General features: G+C 56.9%; 17 protein-coding genes. 11 read left to right on the plus strand and 6 right to left on the minus strand.

Features of this window, described 5'->3' with window-relative positions; translation table 11 throughout:
* Nucleotides 1-2 precede the first annotated feature (2 nt).
* Nucleotides 3-764: a 4'-phosphopantetheinyl transferase family protein gene (locus J2X72_RS17145; RefSeq protein WP_405044734.1), complete on the plus strand. Its 762-nt coding sequence runs from the start codon at nt 3-5 to the stop codon at nt 762-764.
* On the opposite strand, the gene J2X72_RS17150 is transcribed toward J2X72_RS17145, so the two are convergent.
* Genes J2X72_RS17150 through J2X72_RS17160 form a run of 3 tightly spaced genes read right to left on the minus strand, consistent with a single transcriptional unit; the run spans nt 758 to nt 6,391 of the window.
* Nucleotides 758-2,098 carry a SidA/IucD/PvdA family monooxygenase gene (locus J2X72_RS17150; RefSeq protein WP_310073804.1) on the minus strand — a complete coding sequence of 447 codons (1,341 nt, stop codon included), beginning with the start codon at nt 2,096-2,098 and terminating at the stop codon, nt 758-760. The genes J2X72_RS17145 and J2X72_RS17150 overlap by 7 nt on opposite strands.
* A 26-nt stretch (nt 2,099-2,124) precedes the next feature.
* Entirely contained in the window at nt 2,125-6,120 is a 3,996-nt protein-coding gene (locus J2X72_RS17155; RefSeq protein WP_310073806.1) for an amino acid adenylation domain-containing protein, read from the minus strand.
* Nucleotides 6,121-6,160: 40 nt separating this feature from the next.
* Entirely contained in the window at nt 6,161-6,391 is a 231-nt protein-coding gene (locus J2X72_RS17160) for an MbtH family NRPS accessory protein (RefSeq protein WP_310073808.1), read from the minus strand.
* 168 nt (nt 6,392-6,559) lie between these two features.
* Here J2X72_RS17160 and J2X72_RS17165 point away from each other — a divergent pair, with 168 nt between their 5' ends.
* The 7 genes from J2X72_RS17165 to fhuB all read left to right on the plus strand — a co-directional run bounded on the left by J2X72_RS17165 (nt 6,560) and on the right by fhuB (nt 16,165).
* Nucleotides 6,560-7,582: a GNAT family N-acetyltransferase gene (locus J2X72_RS17165; RefSeq protein ID WP_310073809.1), complete on the plus strand. Its 1,023-nt coding sequence runs from the start codon at nt 6,560-6,562 to the stop codon at nt 7,580-7,582.
* Nucleotides 7,579-8,991 (plus strand): MATE family efflux transporter, encoded by a 1,413-nt coding sequence (locus J2X72_RS17170; protein ID WP_310073811.1) that lies wholly within the window; start codon nt 7,579-7,581, stop codon nt 8,989-8,991. The genes J2X72_RS17165 and J2X72_RS17170 overlap by 4 nt, the downstream gene beginning before the upstream one ends.
* Nucleotides 8,988-10,172 carry a PLP-dependent transferase gene (locus tag J2X72_RS17175; RefSeq protein ID WP_310073813.1) on the plus strand — a complete coding sequence of 395 codons (1,185 nt, stop codon included), beginning with the start codon at nt 8,988-8,990 and terminating at the stop codon, nt 10,170-10,172. The genes J2X72_RS17170 and J2X72_RS17175 overlap by 4 nt, the downstream gene beginning before the upstream one ends.
* A 187-nt stretch (nt 10,173-10,359) precedes the next feature.
* A complete protein-coding gene (locus tag J2X72_RS17180) occupies nt 10,360-12,516 on the plus strand; it encodes a TonB-dependent siderophore receptor (protein ID WP_310073815.1) in 2,157 nt (718 codons plus the stop codon).
* Nucleotides 12,517-12,526: 10 nt separating this feature from the next.
* On the plus strand, nt 12,527-13,306 hold the full coding sequence (locus tag J2X72_RS17185) for an ATP-binding cassette domain-containing protein (protein WP_210002759.1): 780 nt from the start codon (nt 12,527-12,529) through the stop codon (nt 13,304-13,306).
* Between the two features lie 13 nt (nt 13,307-13,319).
* Complete coding sequence (locus tag J2X72_RS17190; protein ID WP_310073818.1) at nt 13,320-14,174, plus strand: iron-siderophore ABC transporter substrate-binding protein; 855 nt, start codon at nt 13,320-13,322, stop codon at nt 14,172-14,174.
* Nucleotides 14,171-16,165: a Fe(3+)-hydroxamate ABC transporter permease FhuB gene (gene fhuB, locus J2X72_RS17195; protein ID WP_310073820.1), complete on the plus strand. Its 1,995-nt coding sequence runs from the start codon at nt 14,171-14,173 to the stop codon at nt 16,163-16,165. The genes J2X72_RS17190 and fhuB overlap by 4 nt, the downstream gene beginning before the upstream one ends.
* On the opposite strand, the gene J2X72_RS17200 is transcribed toward fhuB, so the two are convergent.
* Entirely contained in the window at nt 16,152-16,670 is a 519-nt protein-coding gene (locus tag J2X72_RS17200) for a sigma-70 family RNA polymerase sigma factor (RefSeq protein WP_310073822.1), read from the minus strand. The genes fhuB and J2X72_RS17200 overlap by 14 nt on opposite strands.
* Nucleotides 16,671-16,983: 313 nt before the next feature.
* Here J2X72_RS17200 and J2X72_RS17205 point away from each other — a divergent pair, with 313 nt between their 5' ends.
* Nucleotides 16,984-17,547 carry a methylated-DNA--[protein]-cysteine S-methyltransferase gene (locus J2X72_RS17205; RefSeq protein WP_310073825.1) on the plus strand — a complete coding sequence of 188 codons (564 nt, stop codon included), beginning with the start codon at nt 16,984-16,986 and terminating at the stop codon, nt 17,545-17,547.
* A gap of 37 nt (nt 17,548-17,584) precedes the next feature.
* Here the strand turns inward: J2X72_RS17205 and fae are convergent, their stop codons facing one another.
* The gene (gene fae / locus J2X72_RS17210; RefSeq protein ID WP_210002768.1) at nt 17,585-18,124 is read right to left on the minus strand and encodes a formaldehyde-activating enzyme; all 540 of its coding nucleotides are present in this window, start codon (nt 18,122-18,124) and stop codon (nt 17,585-17,587) included.
* A 394-nt stretch (nt 18,125-18,518) separates the two neighbouring features.
* Here fae and J2X72_RS17215 point away from each other — a divergent pair, with 394 nt between their 5' ends.
* Nucleotides 18,519-19,172, plus strand: coding sequence for a TerC family protein (locus tag J2X72_RS17215; RefSeq protein ID WP_210002770.1), 654 nt, complete (start codon nt 18,519-18,521; stop codon nt 19,170-19,172).
* Between the two features lie 117 nt (nt 19,173-19,289).
* Nucleotides 19,290-20,237, plus strand: coding sequence for a DUF930 domain-containing protein (locus J2X72_RS17220; RefSeq protein ID WP_310073830.1), 948 nt, complete (start codon nt 19,290-19,292; stop codon nt 20,235-20,237).
* Between the two features lie 57 nt (nt 20,238-20,294).
* On the opposite strand, the gene J2X72_RS17225 is transcribed toward J2X72_RS17220, so the two are convergent.
* Nucleotides 20,295-21,734: a family 16 glycosylhydrolase gene (locus J2X72_RS17225; protein WP_310073833.1), complete on the minus strand. Its 1,440-nt coding sequence runs from the start codon at nt 21,732-21,734 to the stop codon at nt 20,295-20,297.
* Nucleotides 21,735-21,957 lie beyond the last annotated feature (223 nt).

Genomic DNA, 21,957 nt, shown 5'->3' on the forward strand with positions numbered 1-21,957 from the left:
TCATGTTCCTGCCGTGCGATTCCCTGTCGGATTTGCCAGGTGTTCGCGTTGATCGAGTGGCATCCGGTGTTGATATCTGGTGGTGGGCCTATGGGCCTGACACGGACTGGACCAGAATAAGTGTCGCGTTGGTCCCCGACGATCGGGCGCGAGCTGCGAGCTTTCATTTTGAAAAAGCTGCTCGAGCGTTCATGGCGGGGCGCTACCTGCAGCGGTCGGTCCTCTCGTTTTATACGGGCGTGCCGATCGCCGACCTGGACATCGTCGCTGGACTGCACGGCAAACCCGCTCTTGCCGGGCAATCCGACGGAATCACCTTCAATCTGTCCAATACGCAAGGGTTCGCGGCCTTCGCGATCAGCCGGGACGCCGTGGCACTGGGTATCGACGTCGAAGCCCTCACGACGGTGATTGAACCCGGGACGGCTTCATTGTTTTGCTCGGCGGCAGAGTCCGAGATGCTCTCGGTGCTGCGCGGCCCGGCGCGTCAATCCCGGCTTCTGAGCTATTGGATATTGAAGGAGAGTTACCTCAAGGCGACAGGCACCGGCCTGACCGCAGCGCCGGAACAACTGAATATCCGGTTGGATCACCAGACAAACGCTATTCGCATGGATAAGATGCCGGGCGGCGATGACGCCTTGTGGCATCACCGCCTTTTTCTTGCCCCCTCCGGTCATTTGATTGCTGTTTCAGCCCAGTCGGGGGGAGGGGAATTGCTCTTTCGTCAGCGTGAATTTGCCGCCCCGGTTGGTCGTCAATAGTCGACGGCAATGTCCAGCCCCCGAGCGTCATGTCCGCTCGAAAGCCAGTTCACCTGCGAGTCGTGCGGCTCCAGATCGAAGTGCGGCCGGCCCACGAGCGCGTTGATGATATGCGCGCTGCGCCATGCCATGAGGCTCAGCTGCGAGTCAGCAATCCCATGACTGTACCGTCCCGCATTCTGCGCAAAGATCCGGTTCTGTTTTGGGCCGCTCCAATTGAGGCAGTATCTGTCGTCCAAGACGGGCCTATCGTGACGGTCGAACTGAATGCGGTCCTCTAAACCGGCCAATGCGTCGGGAAGCTTGAACTGATACCCCGTCGCCAGGACAATTGCATCGGCATGGGCGACCTCAACGCCCCCATCAAAACGATTGCGGACAATCAGGCGATAGCCATCCTTGTCGGCTTCCACCTGGATGACATCGCGGTTGGGCGAAAGTTTCGCCTCGAGGTTCCGGTTTTCCAGGTAGCGCAGGCTGTAAAGTCGCCGGTAGATAGCGTTGATTGTCGAAATAGATAGCCCGTCGCTCGTCAGGATCGAAGCTTTCAGTGCGTCCAGTTTCTGGTCGCTGTTGAGATTGAGATAGGCGTAGACATATTCCGGCGAAAAGACCTGATTGGAAAATGCCGTATCGTTGATGGGCTCGAAATTATGCCGGCGGCTGAACCAGTTGAGTTCTTTAAGAGCTGACTTTGAGTTCAGTAGTGCTTCCACGACTTCACCGCCGCTCTGTCCACCGCCAATAACCGCAATGCGCGACGCCTTGAGGCCCGGCAGGCGGTGCTTTGCCTCCGAATTGTGAAAACATCTTTCACCGAGGAAGGGTGTCGCCCAGGACGGTACGGATGGTGTAGTTCCCGTACCGAGCACAAGATTTCTGGCGGTTACCGCACTGCCATCAAATTGGACAAGAAATTTATCCCTGTCGAATCTGACCTCTCGCACGGTAGCGTTGAAACGGAGGTTTTTGAGCCGGCTAGCTACCCACTCGAGATACCGGGCAAATTCACGTCGGGGCACCGCATCATAATGGGCGTTGAGAAAGGCGTAGAGCCTCTTATGCGCTACGAGGTAGGAAATGAACGACCATGGGCTGGTCGGCATGACCGGAGTGACGAGGTCTTTCAAATAGGAAGATTGCAGTTCGACATCCGGCAGCATCATGCCCGGGTGCCAATCGAAACTTGCACGGCTCTCGTAGAAATGCGCCCTGACGTTCCCGACGCCATCGAGGAGCGATGCCAGGCTGAGATTCGAAGGTCCGATACCAATACCGGCCAAATCCAGGGTATCGCTGGCGGGACGATCATTGTTTGCAAACATCGCAGTCATCAGAATTCCTTTCGGTGACGCGTTGGTCAAAGAGCTTCACTCAGCCGGTGTGCCAGCCGGCTGTGAAACGCCTGGGCGCCGATCACGTGCAGATGGTTGGTGCCGGAGATGATTTCCGCAGGGTTGGCTCGAGGGGAATAGCGGCGCCAATCAATGAGGTTGAGGCCCCGGTTCAGACTGTCGTCTGCCGCCCAGGAGTGGATGGGTACATTGTGAGGTTGCAGTTGATGACGCCGGAAGATCAGGGCATTGTCGATCAGGATCCAGAATGTGTGTTCGCGACTGCTGATATCGGGACCATCTGTTGGAAGTTTATCCTTCTCGTCGCCGACGAAACGCAGGAACTGGTCGTAGGTATCGGCGTCCATGACACCAAGCAGCCGGTCCCATTCGGCGCGCATCGCAGTTTGCGATAGCCACTCCTGCACCATCTGGTGCAATTGGTCGCGCTCACCGGGTTTGAATCGCGGCGTGGAACCAATGGCGAATTCGGTTCCGAGGTCGCAGACATCGACCATGGTGATCAGACGCAGATCGATCTCGTCGCCGAGCCTGCGCGCCGCCTCATAGGCAAGCAGTCCGCCCCATGACCAGCCGAGAAAATAGCAAGGTTGGCCTTTGCTGTGGCTCCTGATGTAGTCGACATAACTCTCGATGATCTCATCGACCGAGGCACCGATCTGCTTTTGCTCGGAGAGCGAATAGCAGATGAAGCCGGTCGCGGGCTGGTCCGCTCCGAGATAGTCGACCAGCTTGACATATTCGCGCGTGCTGACCAGCAGACCTGGGAAACAATAGAGCATGGGCCTTGTGCCCGAAGCGCGTAACACAATGACCTCGCTCCCAGCCTGATCGTTGCCGGCTTCAATAACTTTGGCGAAGGAGCGAATTGTCGGATTGTTGAAGAGGTCGGCAATTGTGGTGCGGTTCTGCGGCTTGCGCTGACGCAACGCGGAAAGAATCCGGATGGCGCCCAGTGAATTGCCGCCGATGGCGAAGAAGTTGTCCTCGACGCTGATTGGGCTGACGCTCAGGATCTGTTGCCAGATATCGAGAACTTCTGCTTCCGCCGCGTTTTGAGGCTCGATGATCGTTCGCGAGAGGGGTGTTGGCGCCGGCAGTGCGAAGCGATCGAGCTTGCTGTTCGGATTGATCGGCATGCTCGTGAGCGGAACGATCGCAGAGGGAACCATATAGGCGGGCAGGGCACGCTCGAGCGCCGATTGAATATGGACGATCTCCAGTTGTCTTCCCTGTTTTGGCACCACATAGGCGACGAGCACCTTCTGCCTGGTCGCATCGTCGTCGCGCAGAACGACGAGCGCTTCGCCAACGTCATCCTGTTGCAAAAGTGCAGCTTCCATCTCACCGAGTTCAATGCGGTAGCCCCGCAGTTTCACCTGATGGTCGACGCGGCCGACAAACTCCACCGTGCCGTCCTCGCGCCAGCGCGTGAGATCGCCGGAACGATAGAGGCGTCCGCCTTCCTTTGAAAACGGGTCGGGAATGAAACGGTCGGCGGTAATGTCAGGCTTGCCGATATAGCCACGGGCCATGCCTTCGCCGGCGATATAAAGTTCACCGGTCACTCCGATGGGGCAGGGGTTCAAATCAGGGTCAAGCACATAGACGCGGCGATTGCCAACCGCGCGACCGATCGGCGCGTAGGTCCCTTCGAATTTCTGACCAGCCCGCACTTTCCAGACCATCGGCGTCATGATGGTTTCGGTGGGACCATATCCGTTAATCAGCCATTCCGACTTCAGGGCTTTCGACAAAAGATCGAAAGTCTGCTGGGCGAGTCCCTCGCCGCCAAACGAATAAAGCCGCATTGGGGGCGCGCTGTCGGTCAGATCGGCCCATTCTGCCAGCTGCTGGAGATAGGTCGTCGGAATGCTGGCATTGTTGGCACCATGCTTGCGCATCGCTGTCAACGTTTCTTCCGGGGTCCAAAGTGGTTGGTCGGGAAGGATGATACTACCGCCTTCCATAAGCGGATTCATCCATCGTTCGTGCCCGCCATCGGAACTGAAGGGCAGAAATGGCAATTCGCGTGATACCTCGCTCATGCCATAGACGCGGGAGGTATTCTGCATATGGTGGGTCAGGGGACCGTGTTCGACGGCCACTCCCTTGGGAAGTCCGGTCGAACCGGACGTATACATAATATAGGCGAGCTGGTCCTTGTGTACCTGCACATCAGGGGCTGTGTCGGCTTCTTCGCTCAGGTCAAGCTTGTCCAGCTCCAGAATGATAGCGTCAAGTCCGGCAGGAATGCGATCGAGCAGCCAGCTGTTGGTCAGGACCACCTTCACCCCGCCATCGCGCAGGATATGGTGATTGCGCGTTGTCGGGTGATCGGGCTCCACCGGAATATACGCACCGCCTGCTTTCAGCGTTGCAAGGATGCCGACAATGGCCTCCGGCGAGCGCTTCACCGCGATGGCAACGCTTATGTCGGCACCAACGCCGAGCTTGATCAAATGATGTGCAAGTCTGTTGGCGCTTTGGTCGAGCTTGGCGTGGCTCCAGACTTCGTCGGCATAGATGATGGCTGTCTTGTCCGGCGTGCGTGCCGCATGGGCGGCAATGTGTTCGTGCACGGGGCGATCGTCATTGACGCCCTCATCCTCATAAGGAGCGGAGAGGATGTCGAGTTCATCCTCGTCAATGAGCTGGATATCCTTGATCCGGATGTCCGTCCCACCGATGGCTTGGGCCAGGATCCGGCAAAAATGGATAGAGGCCCGCTCGATCAAGCCCGGTTCGTAGATATCCTCCGCACAGTCGAACAGCGCATCCAACCCGCCCGATTCATTAGGTGAAACAACGAGCGCAAGCTCGATATCGGAACGTGGGGCGAGGGTAAACGACGAACCCGGCGCGAGATCGGATTGCGCGCGGGGTTCGCGGAACTCGAACAGCGATTTGACTATCGCATCCTGTTCCCGCTCCTCATGCGTCTGGATTTCCTGCACCAGTCGCTCAAACGGCACCAGATTGCGCCTGCCAGTTGCAATTGCGGAATCCACCACACGGCAAACATCGAGCACGCGTGCTCTGGGGGTTAGCTCGAGTTTGAGCGGCAAAATCTGTTCCACGCGGCAGACGATTTGCCCGCGTCCTTCTGCATCCCGGTTTGCTAGAAGGACGCCGTGCTGCAAGCTGTAGTAGCCGCTGTAACGGGCGAGGAGAACTGCAAATGCTGCGGACAGCACGAGATCCGTCTTCAGCTCGTGCTGCTTCGCGTAGAGCTTGATACTGGTCCATAGTGTTGAATCGAGTTCGAACGGGCGGTGGTGGCGCTTGGCACCCGCATAGCCGGTCGCGTTGAAACGTGTCGGCAAAGTCGTTGCGGTATATTCCTCGCCGATCAGATTGCGCCATTGCGCGAGCGCAGTGGTGAAATCGGTCGTCTCAAGCCACTCTTCTTCGCGGGCCCCGCGCAACAGGTTGTCGTCGATGACCGGGGCCAGTGCCTCATTGTTGACGAGCGCGATCAGGTCCCGTTGCAGGATCGAGAGAGCGGCATCGTCGCAGACAATCGGATGGAGGACGATGGTCGATTTCAGCGTGCCTTGCGCCGTTACGATCAACTGGCAGCGGGAGGATACGCCGCTGAGCAAATTAAAAGAGCGGGAGATAAACTCGGCCGCGTGTTCTGCCGCTTCAATTGCTGTCAGAGGATTGCTGTCGCTTCCAAGCGTCTCTGTCGGCGGAGTTTCGCCGAGGTCTGAAAATTGTTCGATACGCCCCCCGGCGAAACGGCGGAAGCGTGTGCGCAGAGCGCTATGACGTTTTGCCAGTTGCGCCACCGCCTGCTGCAATTGATCCGGTGTAACGGAGGTGTTCCAGCCGAGGGTGAGAACCTGCAAAGGGAAAACGGTGCTGTTGCCGATCTGCTCAAGCGACCAGATGCGCTTTTGTGCAAGGCTTAAAGGAAAGCTGTCGGAGACACCGCGAGAAACGTCATCCAACACGACGGTATCGTTCGCCTGATTGGGTGCGAATAGCTTGTTCATATTTTCACCGGTCCATTATCTGAATTTGCGAGCGTAGGGCTTAAGCCATGGCCTGACGCAGGCCGAGCGGCCTTGGATCAATCCAGATTTCCTTGATCTTTTGCAGGCACTCATCACGCGTGCCGCTGATCGGCTCCCTGCTCCAACCGGCAGGCAGCGCCTTGTCGTCAGCCCAGACGGAATAGCGGTCTTCGCGGTCGCGAACGACGCTCCAGGTCTCGGGCCAGGTTTCTGGCCAAGTCTCCGGCAGTAGCTCTCCTGCAGACATCATGCAGACTCCCAAACAGATGAACATGATGAAGAGACGGACGAGGTTGCCTTCAATTTAAGCGAGAATGGAGAAAAATTTTTCAAAGATTGGCCTAAATCGACGCCGGCTTAGCGCGTCTCTGTAGGAAAGCCGCGGGTAACAGTTGCGGTGTGATGCTCGGAGTGTGCCATGACCCTCATATCCAACCTCGCCAAAGAAACACGCGTTGAGCGGCTTCCCGTCTCATTCCGCTTCCTGACGAGGGCTGTGCAGCCAACGCCGGAGACATTGCGGATTTCGACCGCCAGCGGCGTTCATACGATCTTGGTGCAGACGACACCGGACGGGTTGAAACTCGGTTTGCCGGATCTCAAGGAGTGCGACGCAATTCCGGTCTTGTCGTCCGCCATCGAATTCATGACCGCACAGTCACGCGACATCGGGACTATCGAGGTCGGCAATATGCCGGCGTCTGACTTCCCGCTTGGCACATCTGATGGTGATCGCCTGTTCATCGATCCGCGAGCGTTCTGGCAATGGGCGGCGCCATGGATTGCAAAACCGGCTTATCCGAACCCGCAAGTGTATGTCTTGACCAATGGACAATATCATCCGAAACGGCCGCGAAAGCCGGCAGGCATTGTCTACGACCGTTATATTCCATGGCTCGATCAGAGCCTGTCTTTTCGGGTTGCGGACCCCGACGCCGATCTCGAGCATTTCCATCGCTGGATGAACGACGAACAGGTCAATTTGATCTGGGAGGATGCTGGTGACAGGCAGAAGCACGCGGCTATTCTCGAGGAGCGACTGAATGATCCGCACATGCTCGCGCTGATCGGCTGTTTCGACGGTGTGCCTTTCGGGTATTTCGAGGTCTATTGGGCCAAGGAGAACCGTCTCGGCCCCTATTATGATGCGCAGGACTATGATCGCGGCTGGCATGTCGCTATCGGCGACCCGGCTTATCGCGGCAAGCGATGGATCACCGCCTGGCTCCCGTCATTGATGCATTTCATCTTTCTCGATGATCCGCGTACACAGCGCATCGTCGGCGAGCCGCGCGCCAGCCACGAGCAGCAGATCCGCAATCTCGACCGCTCGGGCTTTGCAAAGGTCAAGCACTTTGACTTCCCCCATAAGCGGGCATTGCTGGTAATGTTGACGCGGGAACGCTTCTTTGACGATCGTCTCTGGGTTCCGGCACCATGACCTTGAAGCCGAAGCGGTCCTATTTTGCACCCGATGATCTGAATGATCCGGCACTGTCTCGTCTTATCTTCCGGCTCGGCATGCCTGCGGTTGCAGGCCTGTCGATCAATGCCGTCCATCACACGATCAATATGGTCTTCGTCGGCATGATCGGCAGTCATGAGATCGCGGCGATCACCGTAGTCCTGCCGATCCTGATGATGGTCGGAGCAATTGGCGAAGGGCTCGGCGTTGGCGTTGCCACAGCCGTCGGCCGGGCTCTCGGGGGCGGCGATCCGCGGCGGGCCAGCATCACGGCGTCAACCCTCGTCACACTGGCGATACCGCTTGGGCTCGGGCTGACGGTTGCAATTCTCCTTTTCAAGCGTGAGCTGCTCATCCTTTTTGGCGCCAGTGAGGCTATTCTGCCCTTGGCCGAACACTATCTCGCCATCGTCGCCTTTTCAGTGACGCTGACCATGCTGCAGATACTTTCGGATTTTATCGCCATTTCAGAGGGCAACACCCGCTTCAGCATGTGGACGTTGATGGGCTGTTTTGCCCTCAACATCGTCCTTGATCCAATCATGATCTTCTGGTTCGATTTTGGGCTCGCGGGAGCAGCGGTCGCCACCATCATATCGCAGCTTACAGCGCTCGGCGCCTATTTCCTCTACTTCCGCAGGCGGATCGGGACCTTGCACGTTGCGGCACGGTTCATGGCACTGCGCCTCGATGTTCTCAAGCCGGTCCTCCTCATCGGATTGCCGGTAACGCTCACAAGCATGTTGAGCAGTATCAGCTTCGCTGTGCTCTTCACTTTCGCCGGATTCTATCGTGGGGACGACGGCATTGCCGGGGTCGGAATTGCAATGCGCGTCCTGACTCTCGGCATGCTGCCGATTGTTGGCCTCTCGCTCGGCGGGCAGGCGGTGTTGAGTTTCGCCAGCGGCTCGAAAAATGCCGCTCGGTTGCTCTCGGCATCTGGAACGCTGCTTGTGCTCACGTCCATGTTTGCCGTCATATACGGTCTTGGCGCCATACTGCTGCGCTATCCTGTTGCCGCGATTTTCACAAATGACATCCAGATCGCGGACATTGCGGCGCAGACACTCGTCGTCACGCACATCCCGTTCGTCTTCTTCGGCGCAAGGCAAATATTGCTGGTACTCTTGCAGGCCCAAGGCCGGGCACGTCTGGCGGGATTTATCAGCGTTGCGCAGAACGGCTATTTCCTGCTGCCGCTGCTCTTCATCCTGCCGCACTGGTTTGAATTCCAGGGAGTCCTGGCCAGCCTCTTTCTTGCGCCCGCTCTAACTGCGCTCATGTCATTGGCTATCCTTGTCATGACCCTGCGCCAGCTCCGTAACCAGTCGTCATTCAATCCGATCACCAGTTTCAACAGCATCGCGTCTGAGAGGGTCTCATGAACAAAGCCATGCCACCGCAGGAATTCAATGCCGAAATGCCGGACGATCTGTTTTCGCCAGTCGATAATGCAGCGTTCAACGCGGTTTCGCCGCCGATATTTCAGACCTCCCTGTTCACCTACGACAGCTATGAGGCCATGGAGGATGTCTTCGCTGGGCGGTCCCGCAACTATATCTATTCGCGCGGTGATAATCCTACGGTGCGAGAGTTCGAACTGCTTACGGCCCGGCTGGAAGGTGCCGAGGACGGGCGCGGTTTTTCCAGTGGCACCGCGGCGATAACAGCAACGATCTTGAGCCTTGTCGAAGCCGGTGACCGGGTTGTCGCGGTGCAGCATCTCTACAATGATATCTACCGGCTTTTCGTCAAGCTGCTGGCCCGTTTTGGCGTCACTGTAGACTTTGTCGATCCGTCCAATCATGACGAGGTCCGTGCTGCCTTGCCCGGCGCGAAGCTGCTCTACCTCGAAAACCCGACCTCGATGGTTTTCGAATTGCAGGACATCGAAGCGTTGACGGCGATGGCCAAGGAATATGGCATTACGACTGTCATCGACAATTCCTGGGCAACCCCGCTGTTCCAGAAGCCGATCCAGCATGGCGTCGATATCGTCATTCACGCTGCCTCCAAATATCTTGGTGGCCACAGTGATACAGTTGCCGGCGTGGTTGTTGGTCCGCGCGATTTGATCGCCAAGATCAACAGCTCGACCTATCCGTACATCGGCGCAAAGCTATCACCCTTCGAGGCCTGGCTGCTTCTTCGCGGTATGCGCACATTGAAGGTGCGGCTGAAGGAACATATGCGTAACGGACTCGTGCTCGCCAAGCATCTTCAGCAACATCCGGACATTGCCCTCGTTCGTCATCCCGCTTTTTCCGATCATCCGGGCAAGAAGACGCTGACGGGCTTTTCCGGACTGTTCGCCTTCGATCTAAGCCCCGATATCGATGTGGCGCGTTTCGTCAACGCCTTGCGTCATATCCGGCTTGGTGTCAGTTGGGGCGGACCGGAAACGCTTGTGGTTCCAGCAAAGGCGGCGCTGCAGATTCCTGACCGCATGACTTCCTTCGTTCGTTTCGGCGTCAATCCGCAAACCATACGCTTTGCGGTCGGTCTCGAGGAGCCGGAAGTGATCTGGAGCGATATCCAGCAAGCGCTGCACGGTGCGCGTCTGTAGCATCGAGGCCACAGCCTCTTGCTGATTGGGCCGGGCGCTTCAAAAAAAATCGGCATTTTACCGATCGCGCCTTGACTCACATAAGATGACAAATGTAGTCATCTTTAAATATGAGTAACGAACTCATATAAATTATCAAGCAGAGTCAAGCTTTTACAAGGGGTGTGTCATGCGGGGATGCAAGGCAGTGATTTGGATCGAAGCCAGTTCATCAAGGCGACAGCGTCGTGCCCGATTGCTGGTGACGACGTCGATTGCCGGGCTGATGATGGCAAATATCGCAGCTGCCCAGGAAGCGCCAACAATCCAGCTGAACACTATCGTCATCGATGGCGATACCAGCCCTGTTGGGCCTGACAAAGGTTATATCGCCAAGAATACGATGACAGGCGCCAAGACTGACACGCCGATCCGTGAAATCCCCCAATCCATTTCGGTTGTTACCCGCGAGCAGATGGACGACCGTTTCTCGGAGCAGATCGAGGATACGATAGCCTACACTTCCGGCGTGACGGCCTCACCTTGGGGTGTTGACGACCGCTTCGATCAATTCCTGATCCGTGGCTTTGACATTGGCCCGTACGCCGTTTATCGCGACGGCCTGCCGCAAAAGGCCATCGACTTCTCTGGTTTCAAAGCCGAGCCATACGGATTGGAACGGGTAGAGGTGCTCAAGGGGCCGGCATCCGTCCTCTATGGCTCGAATGAGGTTGGCGGCATTGTCAACCTCGTGACCAAGCGGCCGACCCAGGACCCCCTCTACAGCGCCTATGGCAGCTACGGATCCTTCAACACCTATGAGACGGGGATTGATTTGGGCGGTCCGCTCGACAAGGAAGGGGTATGGACCTATCGCCTGACAGGTCTTTTCCGCGATGGGCAGACGGAAACGGATTTTTCCAAGAACAACCGGGTATTCATCGCACCCGCCATCACCTGGTCACCCAGCGCCGATACCTCGTTGACGATTCTCGCCAACTACCAGTGGGATGAACTGACGCCGAATACATTCCTGCCAATTGCAAGTCCGGCTTTCCCGAATATACCCAAATTCTCTCGTAGCTTCACCGCATCTGATCCGAATTTCGACCGGTTCGATGCTGACCACGGCTCCATCGGCTATGAGTTCGAGCACAGCTTCAATGAAGAATGGAAGATCTGGCAAAATCTCCGCTACTCGCAGCAGGAGACCGATTACAGACATCTTTATTATTCCAGCATGATCGATGATGACACCATGAACCGCACGGCGTTCACGGTTGACGAAACGGCAACGCTCTTCAGCGTCGATACCGGTGTTCAGTACGATTATGAGGGCAAACGCATCAAGAATACCTTGCTGATAGGCCTTTCATACGACCGCCAGACTGTTGATGGTCAGAATGGTTTCGATACCGGGCCGAGCCTCAGCATCACTGACCCCGTTTACGGCATCGATGTTCCCTCTCCTCCAATTTATCTCGATCGCCGTGAGACCGTCGATCAGGTCGGACTCTATGCACAGACGCAGACCAAATTCGACGATCACTGGTTGCTTACTCTGGGTGGACGCCAGTCCTGGGTCGAGGACAAGACCTTTGACCGCTTGAGCAATTCAACCAGCGAGCAATCCGACGGTGCCTTCTCTGGAAGGGTAGGTCTCGGATATTTGTTCGATAATGGCCTGACACCTTACATCAGCTATTCTGAATCCTTCACGCCAACCATCGGTCAAAGCTTTGACGGACAGGCCTTCTCGCCTTCCGAGGGCCAGCAGTATGAAGCAGGCGTGAAGTATGAACCGGATTATTTCCCGGGAACGGTTACCGGTTCGATTTTCGAAATCACCAAGACCAACGTGCTGACGCCGGACCCCGATGATCCCAATTTTCAGGTTCAGACGGGTGAGGTGCGGCATCGCGGCTTCGAGCTCGAAACCGTCGTGAACCTCTTTCACGGCGTCAGTCTGACAGGCAGCTACACCTATCTCGATGCCGAAATTACGTCGAGCAACGTCGAAGGCGAAACTGGCAATAGGCCAGCACTCGTACCGGAACATCAGGCGTCTCTCTGGGCCAAATACACCTTCGAGAGCGGGACATTCGAAGGTCTTAATATCGGTTCCGGTGTTCGCTATGTCGGCAGTTCGTTCGGTGACAACGCCAATCAGATCGAGGTCGGGTCCTATACCCTTGTGGATGCGGCTATCAGCTACGAGAAGAATGGCTGGAAGGGTTCACTCAAAGCGAGCAACGTTTTCGACAAGGAGTACTACGCGACGTGCGCTGGTGACGACAATGGCTCGCCGATGTGCATCTATGGCGAGGGACGCGCCGTCAAGGCTACCCTTTCGGCCAAGTTCTAGCGAGTATGTGATGAACGCATCCGCTTTTTCGCTCAATGGTATCGGATACGACGTCGATGGACGGACGCTGCTCCATCCATTGACGCTGGACATTCCGCAGGGCGAGGTGGTCGGTATCCTTGGCCACAACGGGTCCGGAAAATCCACATTGCTGAAAATATTGGCGCGTTTTCAGTCGCCGACGCACGGCCGCGTCGAATGTCTGGGGCAGGCGCTGGGATCGTTCCGGTCCAAGGAATATGCCAGGAAGGTTGCCTATCTACCGCAACAGACTCCCGACACCGATGGCATGACCGTAAGGGAAGTCGTTGCTCTCGGCCGCTATCCCTGGCACGGAGCGCTTGGACGTTTCTCCAGCAATGACAGGGCCAAGGTCGGGGAAGCACTGGAGCTGACATCCATGACGGCGATGGCCGATCGTATTGTGGATACGCTGTCCGGCGGTGAACGCCAACGCGCCTTCCTGGCGATGCTGGTCGCACAGGATACCGAATGCCTGCTTCTTGACGAGCCGATCTCAGCTCTCGACATCAATCATCAGATCGAAGTTATGCGCCTCATCCAGAAGCTGGCGCACGATCACGGTCGCTCCGTGCTCATCGTTCTGCATGACATCAATATGGCAGCGCGCTATTGCGACCGGTTGATTGCACTTTCCGGCGGCAAGCTCGTGGCTCACGACGAGACCGAGACGCTGATTACTGCGGACAGGCTCGATGCGATTTATGGCGTGCGTATGGGGATATTCCGGCATCCGGAAACGCAAACGCCGATCAGTTACGTCCTCTAAGCCAATGTCCTCAATGCATAGACGCGACTTTCTGTTTGGTGCGGCGGCAACGCTTGGTTGGTTGCCAGCAAAGGCGGAGGGTGGACGTTCTGCTCCGAGAGTCGTTTCGCTGGACTATGGTCTGGCGCAGACATTGATTGAGCTTGGCGTGCCGCCAATCGGGCTGATCGATACGACGGGATGGGCGAACTGGACGGTGGAACCGCATTTGCCGCCGAACGTGGCCAATCTTGGCTCCTCGCATGAGATCAACATGGAGCTGTTACAGCTTTTGAGACCCGATCTGATTTTGTCGACGCCGTATCTTGAATGGGTCAGGCCACAACTTGAACAGATCGCGCCGGTCAAATCGTTCCCGATACACGCGCTCGGGACATCACCGTTTCCCCATATCATTGACGCGACGCGGGAACTGGGCCGAATGCTGGGGCGAACGGCAGAAGCGGAAGCACTCATCGAGCGCTCTGAGATGGAACTGCGCGCAGCACGGGCGGCGACGAGCCATCTCGGAAAGATCGCAGTCATTACCTTCATCGACGAACGCAATATCCGGATATATGGATCCGGTGGCATCTTTCAGGATGTGTTCGACCGTCTCGATCTGGAGAATGCCTGGACGCGGCCAACCAACGAATGGGGATTCGGCGATATCGGTATGGCCGATCTGTTTGATATTGGCGACGCGCGGCTGTTTTACATGGATCCTGTACCGCCGGATGTGCTGGCAAACTTGCCGGGCAGTCCCCTTTGGCAAAGCATGCCGTTTACGCAAGCAGGCCATGTTCGGCGTATGGCGAGCGTGCTGATGTTTGGCACATTGCCTGCGGCAACTCGTTTTGCCCGATTGCTTGTCGAAGGCAGCGCATGAAACATATTGGTGCCCGTCCATGGTTCGCCACCGGCTTGTTGTGGTGCATCGCCGCCGCCATCGCGGCGTTCAACCTCGGTCCTCTAGTCGGCGGCACCGGAGTACATGCTGTCTTTTCGCCGCCGTCCGCCGGTGATAGCCAGGCGGTTCTTCTGCACTATAGTCTATTGCCCCGGCTGGTGATGTCTTGCGTCTGCGGCTTTGCGCTAGGACTATCCGGCGTGCTTTTCCAGCACGTGTTGCGCAACCCGCTCGCTTCACCTTCCACCTTGGGCGTAGAGGCGGGGGCCCAACTCGCCCTCGGCGTCGCGATGCTTTGGTTTCCGGCGCTTCTCGGCTGGAGCCGCGACACGGCAACGGCTTTCGGTGGCTTCGCCGCAATGGCCGTCGTCTTTGCCGTCGCATGGCGATTCAAGTTCCAGCCGATTGCCGTCATCCTGACAGGCCTGGTTACCGGCCTCTACTGTGCGGCAATCGTTACGCTGCTGACGCTGATGAACGACCACTATCTTTCAGGTCTGTTCATCTGGGGTGGCGGATCGTTGAACCAGAATGACTGGCGCTCGGTTGCCGGACTTTTCCCGAAAATTGTCGGCTGTACCATGCTTGCGTTGCTGCTGGTCCGGCAGCTGGGCGTCCTGACGCTTGGTGAGGCAGCGCAAGGACTTGGAGTTAAATTGCAGTTTGTCCGGGCTGCTGCGCTGTTTGTCGCCGTTGCCCTGACGACGTTCACGGTCAGCGCTGTAGGTGTGATCGGCTTTCTCGGCCTCGCTGCGCCTGCGATCGCGAGGGCCGTTGGCGCCCGGCGGATCAATACCCGGCTCATAGCTGCTCCGCTCATTGGCGCTGGATTGCTGATCATCGTTGATCAGATCATGCAAATTTACGCCGAAAAAACAGGAAGTTATGTTCCGACCGGTGCGGCGACTGCCCTGATCGGAGTTCCGGTACTTCTGTTCGTCATGTTGAACCGTGGCGGTTCGCTGCAAACGGCGGTCAGGACCGGAGGGTCGCCCGCCGCGAGCAGCCGGCCTCTGATCCTGATAGCGGCGCTTGCCGCTCTCGTCCTGGCCGTAGCAATGGTCGCGATATTTTTCGGCAGGGGAATCGACGGATCGTGGATAAGCAGCACCGGCGCGACACTGCAATCCCTGCTGCCATGGCGGCTTCCCCGGCTCGTAGCCGCAACTTCCGCGGGTATTATGCTGGCGCTTGCCGGCAGCCTGCTGCAGCGTCTGACCGGCAACGCCATGGCAAGTCCTGAGGTTCTGGGTGTCAGTGCCGGAACGGCGTTCGGATTGCTATGCATCCTGTTCGTTGTACCGGAACCGACCATCGGCCATCGACTTATCGGCGGTTTTTTGGGTGCCGGGACAGTTCTCGCTATCCTCTTCGCGATGAGCCGCGCGGCGCACTCCGGTAACCAGTTTCTGATGTTTGGTGTATCACTGGGCGCATTTCTAACGGCCCTGATCTCTGTCGTGCTTGCCTCCGGCGACCCCCGTGCCTTGTCACTGATCAGCTGGATGGCCGGCTCGACCTATGGTGTCAGTAGTGCCATGTCCTTGACAATATCGGCACTGGCCATCGTCGGCGCGATCGCGGTTATGCTCCTCGTTCGTCCGCTACAGCAATTCGCCCTGGGCGATCTGTCGGCGCATTCACACGGCGTTGATGTGAAGAAGCTGCAGGTCGTGATCCTGGCAGGAGCCGCGCTGCTTACTGCCGTGGCCACGCTGATCGTAGGCCCGTTGAGCTTTGTCGGCCTGATGGCTCCTCATCTCGCTCAGCGGCTTGGGCTGACACGCGGCCTGCCACACCTGATGGGCTCGGCCCTATGCGGAGCGTTGCTTATGGCAACGGCCGACTTCATCGGCCGCACCGCCTATTTCCCGTGGCAATTGCCGACAGGGCTTGTCGCTACGCTGCTGGGTGGACCGGTGTTTGCGTTGCTACTTGTCCGCAGCCGCCCCTTGTCTAAGCTGCGCTGAGGGTTTGCTGACAGGCCCGGTGCCCATCTCTGATCATGAAATTGACGAGGGTTCTGGATACCCCGAGTTCTTCGGCAATATCCTTTTGTGGAATACCATCGATGCGATGGCGGACAAATGCGTCCTGAGTGCGCTTCGGCAGATTGTTCAAGGAGCTCAGTACCTCCCATAAGGTTTCGGCAGTCACCAGACAGTCAAGCGCGCTGACGCTCGGGGCGGGGATGGATTCCATACCGTCGACGGGTGTCATGTTGAGCCGTTCATAGGACCGTTTGCGGGCCTCATCCAACGCCAGATTGTAGACCATGCGGCAAGCATAGCCGACCGGACAGCGGACGCAGCTTGACCGCATGGTGCATGCCTTAAGGACAGCATCATGAAATATATCTTCCGATTGCACGCGGGAATGCAGAACACCTTCGGCAATTTTCAGGAGTTTTGGCTTATATCGTATCAATACATCGATAAGGGTATTGTCGTCGTATAGATTTATTTCTTTTCTCATTTTGATATCTTCGTGACAGATGATTGCAATGAGGAATAAAATGGCTCTCATCCGTGCATTTGTATTTTAAATGCCCGAGTAAAATCGCCAGCGATGTCGCAGGGAGTGCTATAAAATAATATGATAAAAGGAGTCAAGTTATTAAATCAAAATAGTTAGATGCTGGCTTGCACATTGTTTCGACGCCATCGAACATTGGAAACCAAGATGATGGGATGGGACGGCTTCTGCGATGTTGTAAGAGCAAGAATCGGGTTGAATTCGCGCGCCGATTGCACGATTTTTATGGCAGTTGAAATGCGAAGGCGGTGCGATGGGCCGGACAGTGCAACATTATCTTATCTTTGAAACCGCGGGTGGCTTCTGCGGTATTGCCTGGAGTGACGTCGGTATCACACGCTTTCAGTTGCCGACCAAAAATGCTGACGCGGCAGAACGGTTGCTGCTCCGCAGGATACCTGGCGCTGAACCCGGCCGGCCCTCCGAGCAGGTGCTTCAGGCTGTGGCCGCGGCAAAGCGCTATTTCGAGGGCGAAGAGATCGATTTTTTCAGCTTCAAGCTCGATCTGGGCGAACAGGACGGATTTTTCGAGCAAATCTACGCTGCGGCACGGCAGCTGGGTTGGGGTCATACGACGACCTATGGTGCCTTGGCCAAGCAACTTGGCGCAGGACCGGAAGCTGCGCGTGATGTTGGCCAAGCTATGGCCAAGAACCCGGTGCCGTTGATTATTCCCTGCCATCGCGTATTGGCGGCCGGGGGCAAAGTCGGTGGTTTTTCCGCGCCCGGAGGCTCCGTTGCCAAGGCGCGCATGCTCGAGCTGGAGGGTGTTCATTTCGAATCACCGCAACCACCGCAGAAATCGTTTGGGTTCTAAGGACCAAGCCAGGTAGTCCGCGGGGCACCCCGACCGTTCAATAATCGATGATGCCTTCCAGCGCGTAATGTTTGACTGTCTTGCGGTTGGCGATCAATTCTTCGACCGAGGGCTTACCGGTCATTGCCCGGGAAATTGCAAGCTTTGTCGCTTCGTAATTGGTACGGTAAAGATCCTTATGGTCGAGATTTTCATCGTCGACGCAGCGGGGATCGAGCCAGACTGTAATGATCATGCAGAGGTCATCGGCTTGCTCGCGAGGGAGAATGTCTTCGATCAGACAGTCGACGATCGCATCGCCCATCGCAGCTTGTACGACCCCGCCAAGCAGTTCCGCGTAAGCCATGCTCTTGATTGTGACTTTGGTGGTCATCATCGTTGCCGGGCGTACCGCCTGGTTGAGATCCCGCACCACGAACATACGTGTGTGCCCCTTGACCTGTCCCATCATCGACGCAAATGCCTGCCCGACCGGCCCCCTGACCGAGCCGATGACAACCTCGGGCATGGCGTCGGTCACCTGACCCTCCGCAGCCAAAACCGTTGCTTCACCCGTACGAAACCAAATATCAGTCATGTGCTTCCCTCTCGATTGCAAGCAGAACCTAGAGCCTTTCATGCCTGGATGTAAGCGTTCTGCCGGAGGGAATTTGGTTCAAGGTCAAGGGATTTGGCGAGGCCGATGAGCGGATCGAACCACAGCCTGATTTCGAATCCGGATATGACCTCTTGAGTTCGCGGCGCGATTCGAATAGGAATGTCGCATCAGGCCGGGCCCCTCTGGCAGTTCTTGGAGCTGCGATGTCGGACTGAGTGTTCAACTGGATGGCCTGGTTTCCTGGAATATAATCGACCGTAATTTTTTCACAGTTCAGTCCGCATTCGAAACGAAAGTGCAGATTGCCGTTGCTTTGTGATTTCGGATATTTCACGGAATTTGGGCGCCCCCAATTTATGGAAACGGGTACCACATGAGCGAACTTCTCAGTGCCAGCGCACTTTCAGCGCTTCTCCAGGTCATCATGATGGATCTGGTCCTGGCTGGCGACAATGCAATCGTCATCGGCCTGGCCGCCGCTGGTCTGCCAAAGGATCAGCGCGCCAAAGCCATTCTTCTCGGTATTATCGCTGCCACGGTGCTGCGCATCATCTTTGCGATCGCCACCACCCAGTTGCTGCAGATCATCGGTCTGTTGCTTGCGGGCGGTATCCTGCTGCTTTGGGTCTGCTGGAAAATGTGGCGGGAGCTGCGCACCAGCCATGCCGAGGAGACCGAAGCGAATGAGGCGCTTTTGCGGGGGGATATTGATGGTGACGGGCAAGTTGCTGCGGGTGCTCCGCGCAAGACTTTCGCGCAAGCGGCGTGGCAGATCGTCATCGCCGATGTTTCGATGTCGCTCGACAATGTGCTGGCTGTAGCCGGCGCTGCGCGCGATCATATTGAAATACTGGTTTTTGGCTTGATCCTGTCGATCGCCCTTATGGGTGTTGCTGCAAGTTTCATTGCGCGCTTGCTTCAACGTCACCGCTGGATCGCTTATGTTGGTCTTCTGATCATTCTTTACGTGTCGTTGGAGATGATCTATCGCGGAGCCAATGAGGTTTTGGCATACGCCAGCGTCTGATCGAATTGCCGGCGGGGCATTGCGCCGCCGGCAACTCGACTATCCGATCGCGGCCTCTTGTTGCCGACCCTGCTAAAGCCTAGGTTTCAAGGATGCGGGTCCGGTATCGTCTGAACAATGCAACACTATAAGAAGCCGTGGAGGGGATGGGGCGCACTCGTGTCTGTCGCCCTGCATCTGTCGGTGGCATTTCTGTTGCTGTTCCGCTTGACCGAGGCGCTGCCCAAGCCACCGGAAGAAACTATCAAGGTGGAGGTTGTGCCTCCGGCGCCGCCCAAGCCGCCGGAGAAGTCGCAAAACAAGCCAGCCGAGAGCAAGCCACAACCGGCGGCGCCACTGTCTCCGCCGCCGCCACAGGCGTTCCAGTCCGCCTTGGCCAAAACCGACGAGAAGGTGATCGAGCCGCAACTGCCTCCCGAAGAGCAAGAGGCGCCTCAAAGTGCCGATTCGACACCGCAGGATGCGTCTCCGGCAAAGCCGCAGACGGAGACGAAGCCGCCCGCAGAAAAGGCGCCGTCCGCCACCCAGCCTGACTTGCCGAAGCTTGATCTTCCCGTGACGGACAGAGGCGACGTACCGCGCAAGGACGAAGCTCCGACGGCGCAACAGGTAGCGGATGCAAAAGCACTCGCACAAAGTCAGAAGGCACCTGCACAGAACAAGCCGGCGGAGTCGAAAAGCGGCAAACAGAAGCCGCTCAAACTTGCCCGAGCGAAAAAACTGTTTTCACCCGATGCCTTGTCTGACCCGAGGGTGAGGCAGGCGATAGGCAATCTCCCGATAAACCGAAGGATCATGGAGTTGTGCAACGTTGAAGCAATGGCACAGGTTCGCAATCAAAGGCCCGATGCCGACTTGCTGGCATATAGCCCGTCCAGCCGAACCATCGCGAGCGGCACATTGAGTTCCCGGGTGGGGGCATTTCGAAACAGGTCCAACTGGTACAATCTGGACTTCAAATGCCAGGTCGATGCGGCAGCGATGGAAGTCGTTTCCTTCAGCTTCGGGATTGGCAACGCGGTACCAAGAAGCGATTGGCCCGCACGCAAGCTGCCAGTAGACTAGAGCAAGTTGCTTATTCAAAGCCGGTTCTGGTTCCCGGATGGAGAGACAACACGCGTCTTATGTGTGCCAGTCGGACGTTTGCGGGGACACGTCGGGGCCCGTATCAACACCCAGCTCGTCGAGAGAATAGGCCCTCATGTAGTCGATTTTCATTTCAGAACCATCCCCCAGGCCGTCCGTTGGCGTGCCTGCTATGCCGCCGACGGCTAGGTTGACGAGCATGTACATCGGGTCATGCATGTCCGATGGGGTATCCGCATGCGCGACGGCAACATCGTCAAAATACCAGACGACCTCATCTTCCTGCCATAACACGCCGTAGCTGTGAAATCCGTCGGTATCGCCGACATGCACGGCGGCTGTCTCTGAGGTTTGTTGCCCAGTTTCGTTCGAATGGACGGTGACATTGACGGTTTTCGGATCCTGTCCAGTCATTTCCACGACGTCGAGTTCAGGAGGCCAGGAACCGTCCTCGGGAAGCAGCCAGAAAGCAGGCCATGCACCCGCATCGTCCGGCATGTCGGCGCGAATTTCGAAATAGCCGTAGGTCTGGGCAAAGGAGGGATGAGTCGTCAGCATGCCAGATGTATAGTCGTAATCTTCGACTTCGGATCTGATCGCATCCGGCGTCTTTTCGGCGGTAATAGTCAAGATACCATCGTTCACGGAAAATGGATTGACCGCGGCTGTGGGCTGGTAGGCAGGGTTGACATACCATTGAAGTTCACCATTGCCTGACAAGGTCCCTCCCTTCTCGGGCGCCCACCAATATTTTGCCTCCCATGCACCGGTATCGCCGTCATGAAGCTGGAGCGAATTGAAATCGTCGGAAAAGGTAGGGGTCAAAGTGGAGCGGTCAAGGCTCAGTTCGAACTGATCCGCCCGGAGTTCGTCCGCGGTCGTATCGGTAAAGACCAGACTTTCGCCTGTTCCGAGAGAGAGCCTGAGATCAGCGCCTTCTTGAGTTAGGTTCCTGCTAACTTGCTCGAAAGAGGTCAGTCCGTAACCATCCAGGCGCACCACATCGTCGGATCCGAAATCGGTGAGGAGATCGCTGCCGTTGCCTTTCGTCACAATGAAAATATCGGCACCGCCGGCGCCGGTCAGAAAGTCGTTTCCCTCGCCGCCATCGATGGTTTGACTGCCGGAACCACCTGTAATGATGTTATCTGCATTGTTGCCAAAGGCGTAACGCCCGTCGCCCGTGACGGTCAGGTTTTCGAAATTTTCCCGCAGGGTGGAACTCATCCATGTGTTTACGGTATCAATGCCCTGGTCGGCTGCCTCATAGACGCGATTGATGCTTGAATAGCGGTAGTAGATGTCGTCGCCCATCCCGCCTCGCATCGTGACGTCGACTGCGCTGTCGCCCCACAGGGAATCATTGCCATTCGTCCCATGAAGTTCGGAACCGGATCCGGCTGCGGAAAACCATGCCGTCGAGCTTCCGCTATAATGCAACGGTACACCCACGGCGTTCAGGACAGTTCTGCTCATCGAATTCTCTCCAACTTGCGTAACCGATCTCCTCATCGGATGCGGACTGTCCTCCCACGACGAAACGTAACATTCAGATTTCTAACGGTCCACCGCCTTGCGCGGGAATAATATTTTAAATCGCTAGCGCCATACCCTTCGGCGGAATGTCGTAAGTTGGCTAATTACTTTTGCGTAGCTCGGCGGGGTGCCGCGTGACCGCTGCACAGGCGGAAACTGTGGA

It is taken from the genome of Phyllobacterium sp. 1468, from assembly GCF_031455525.1.
GTDB lineage: Bacteria > Pseudomonadota > Alphaproteobacteria > Rhizobiales > Rhizobiaceae > Phyllobacterium.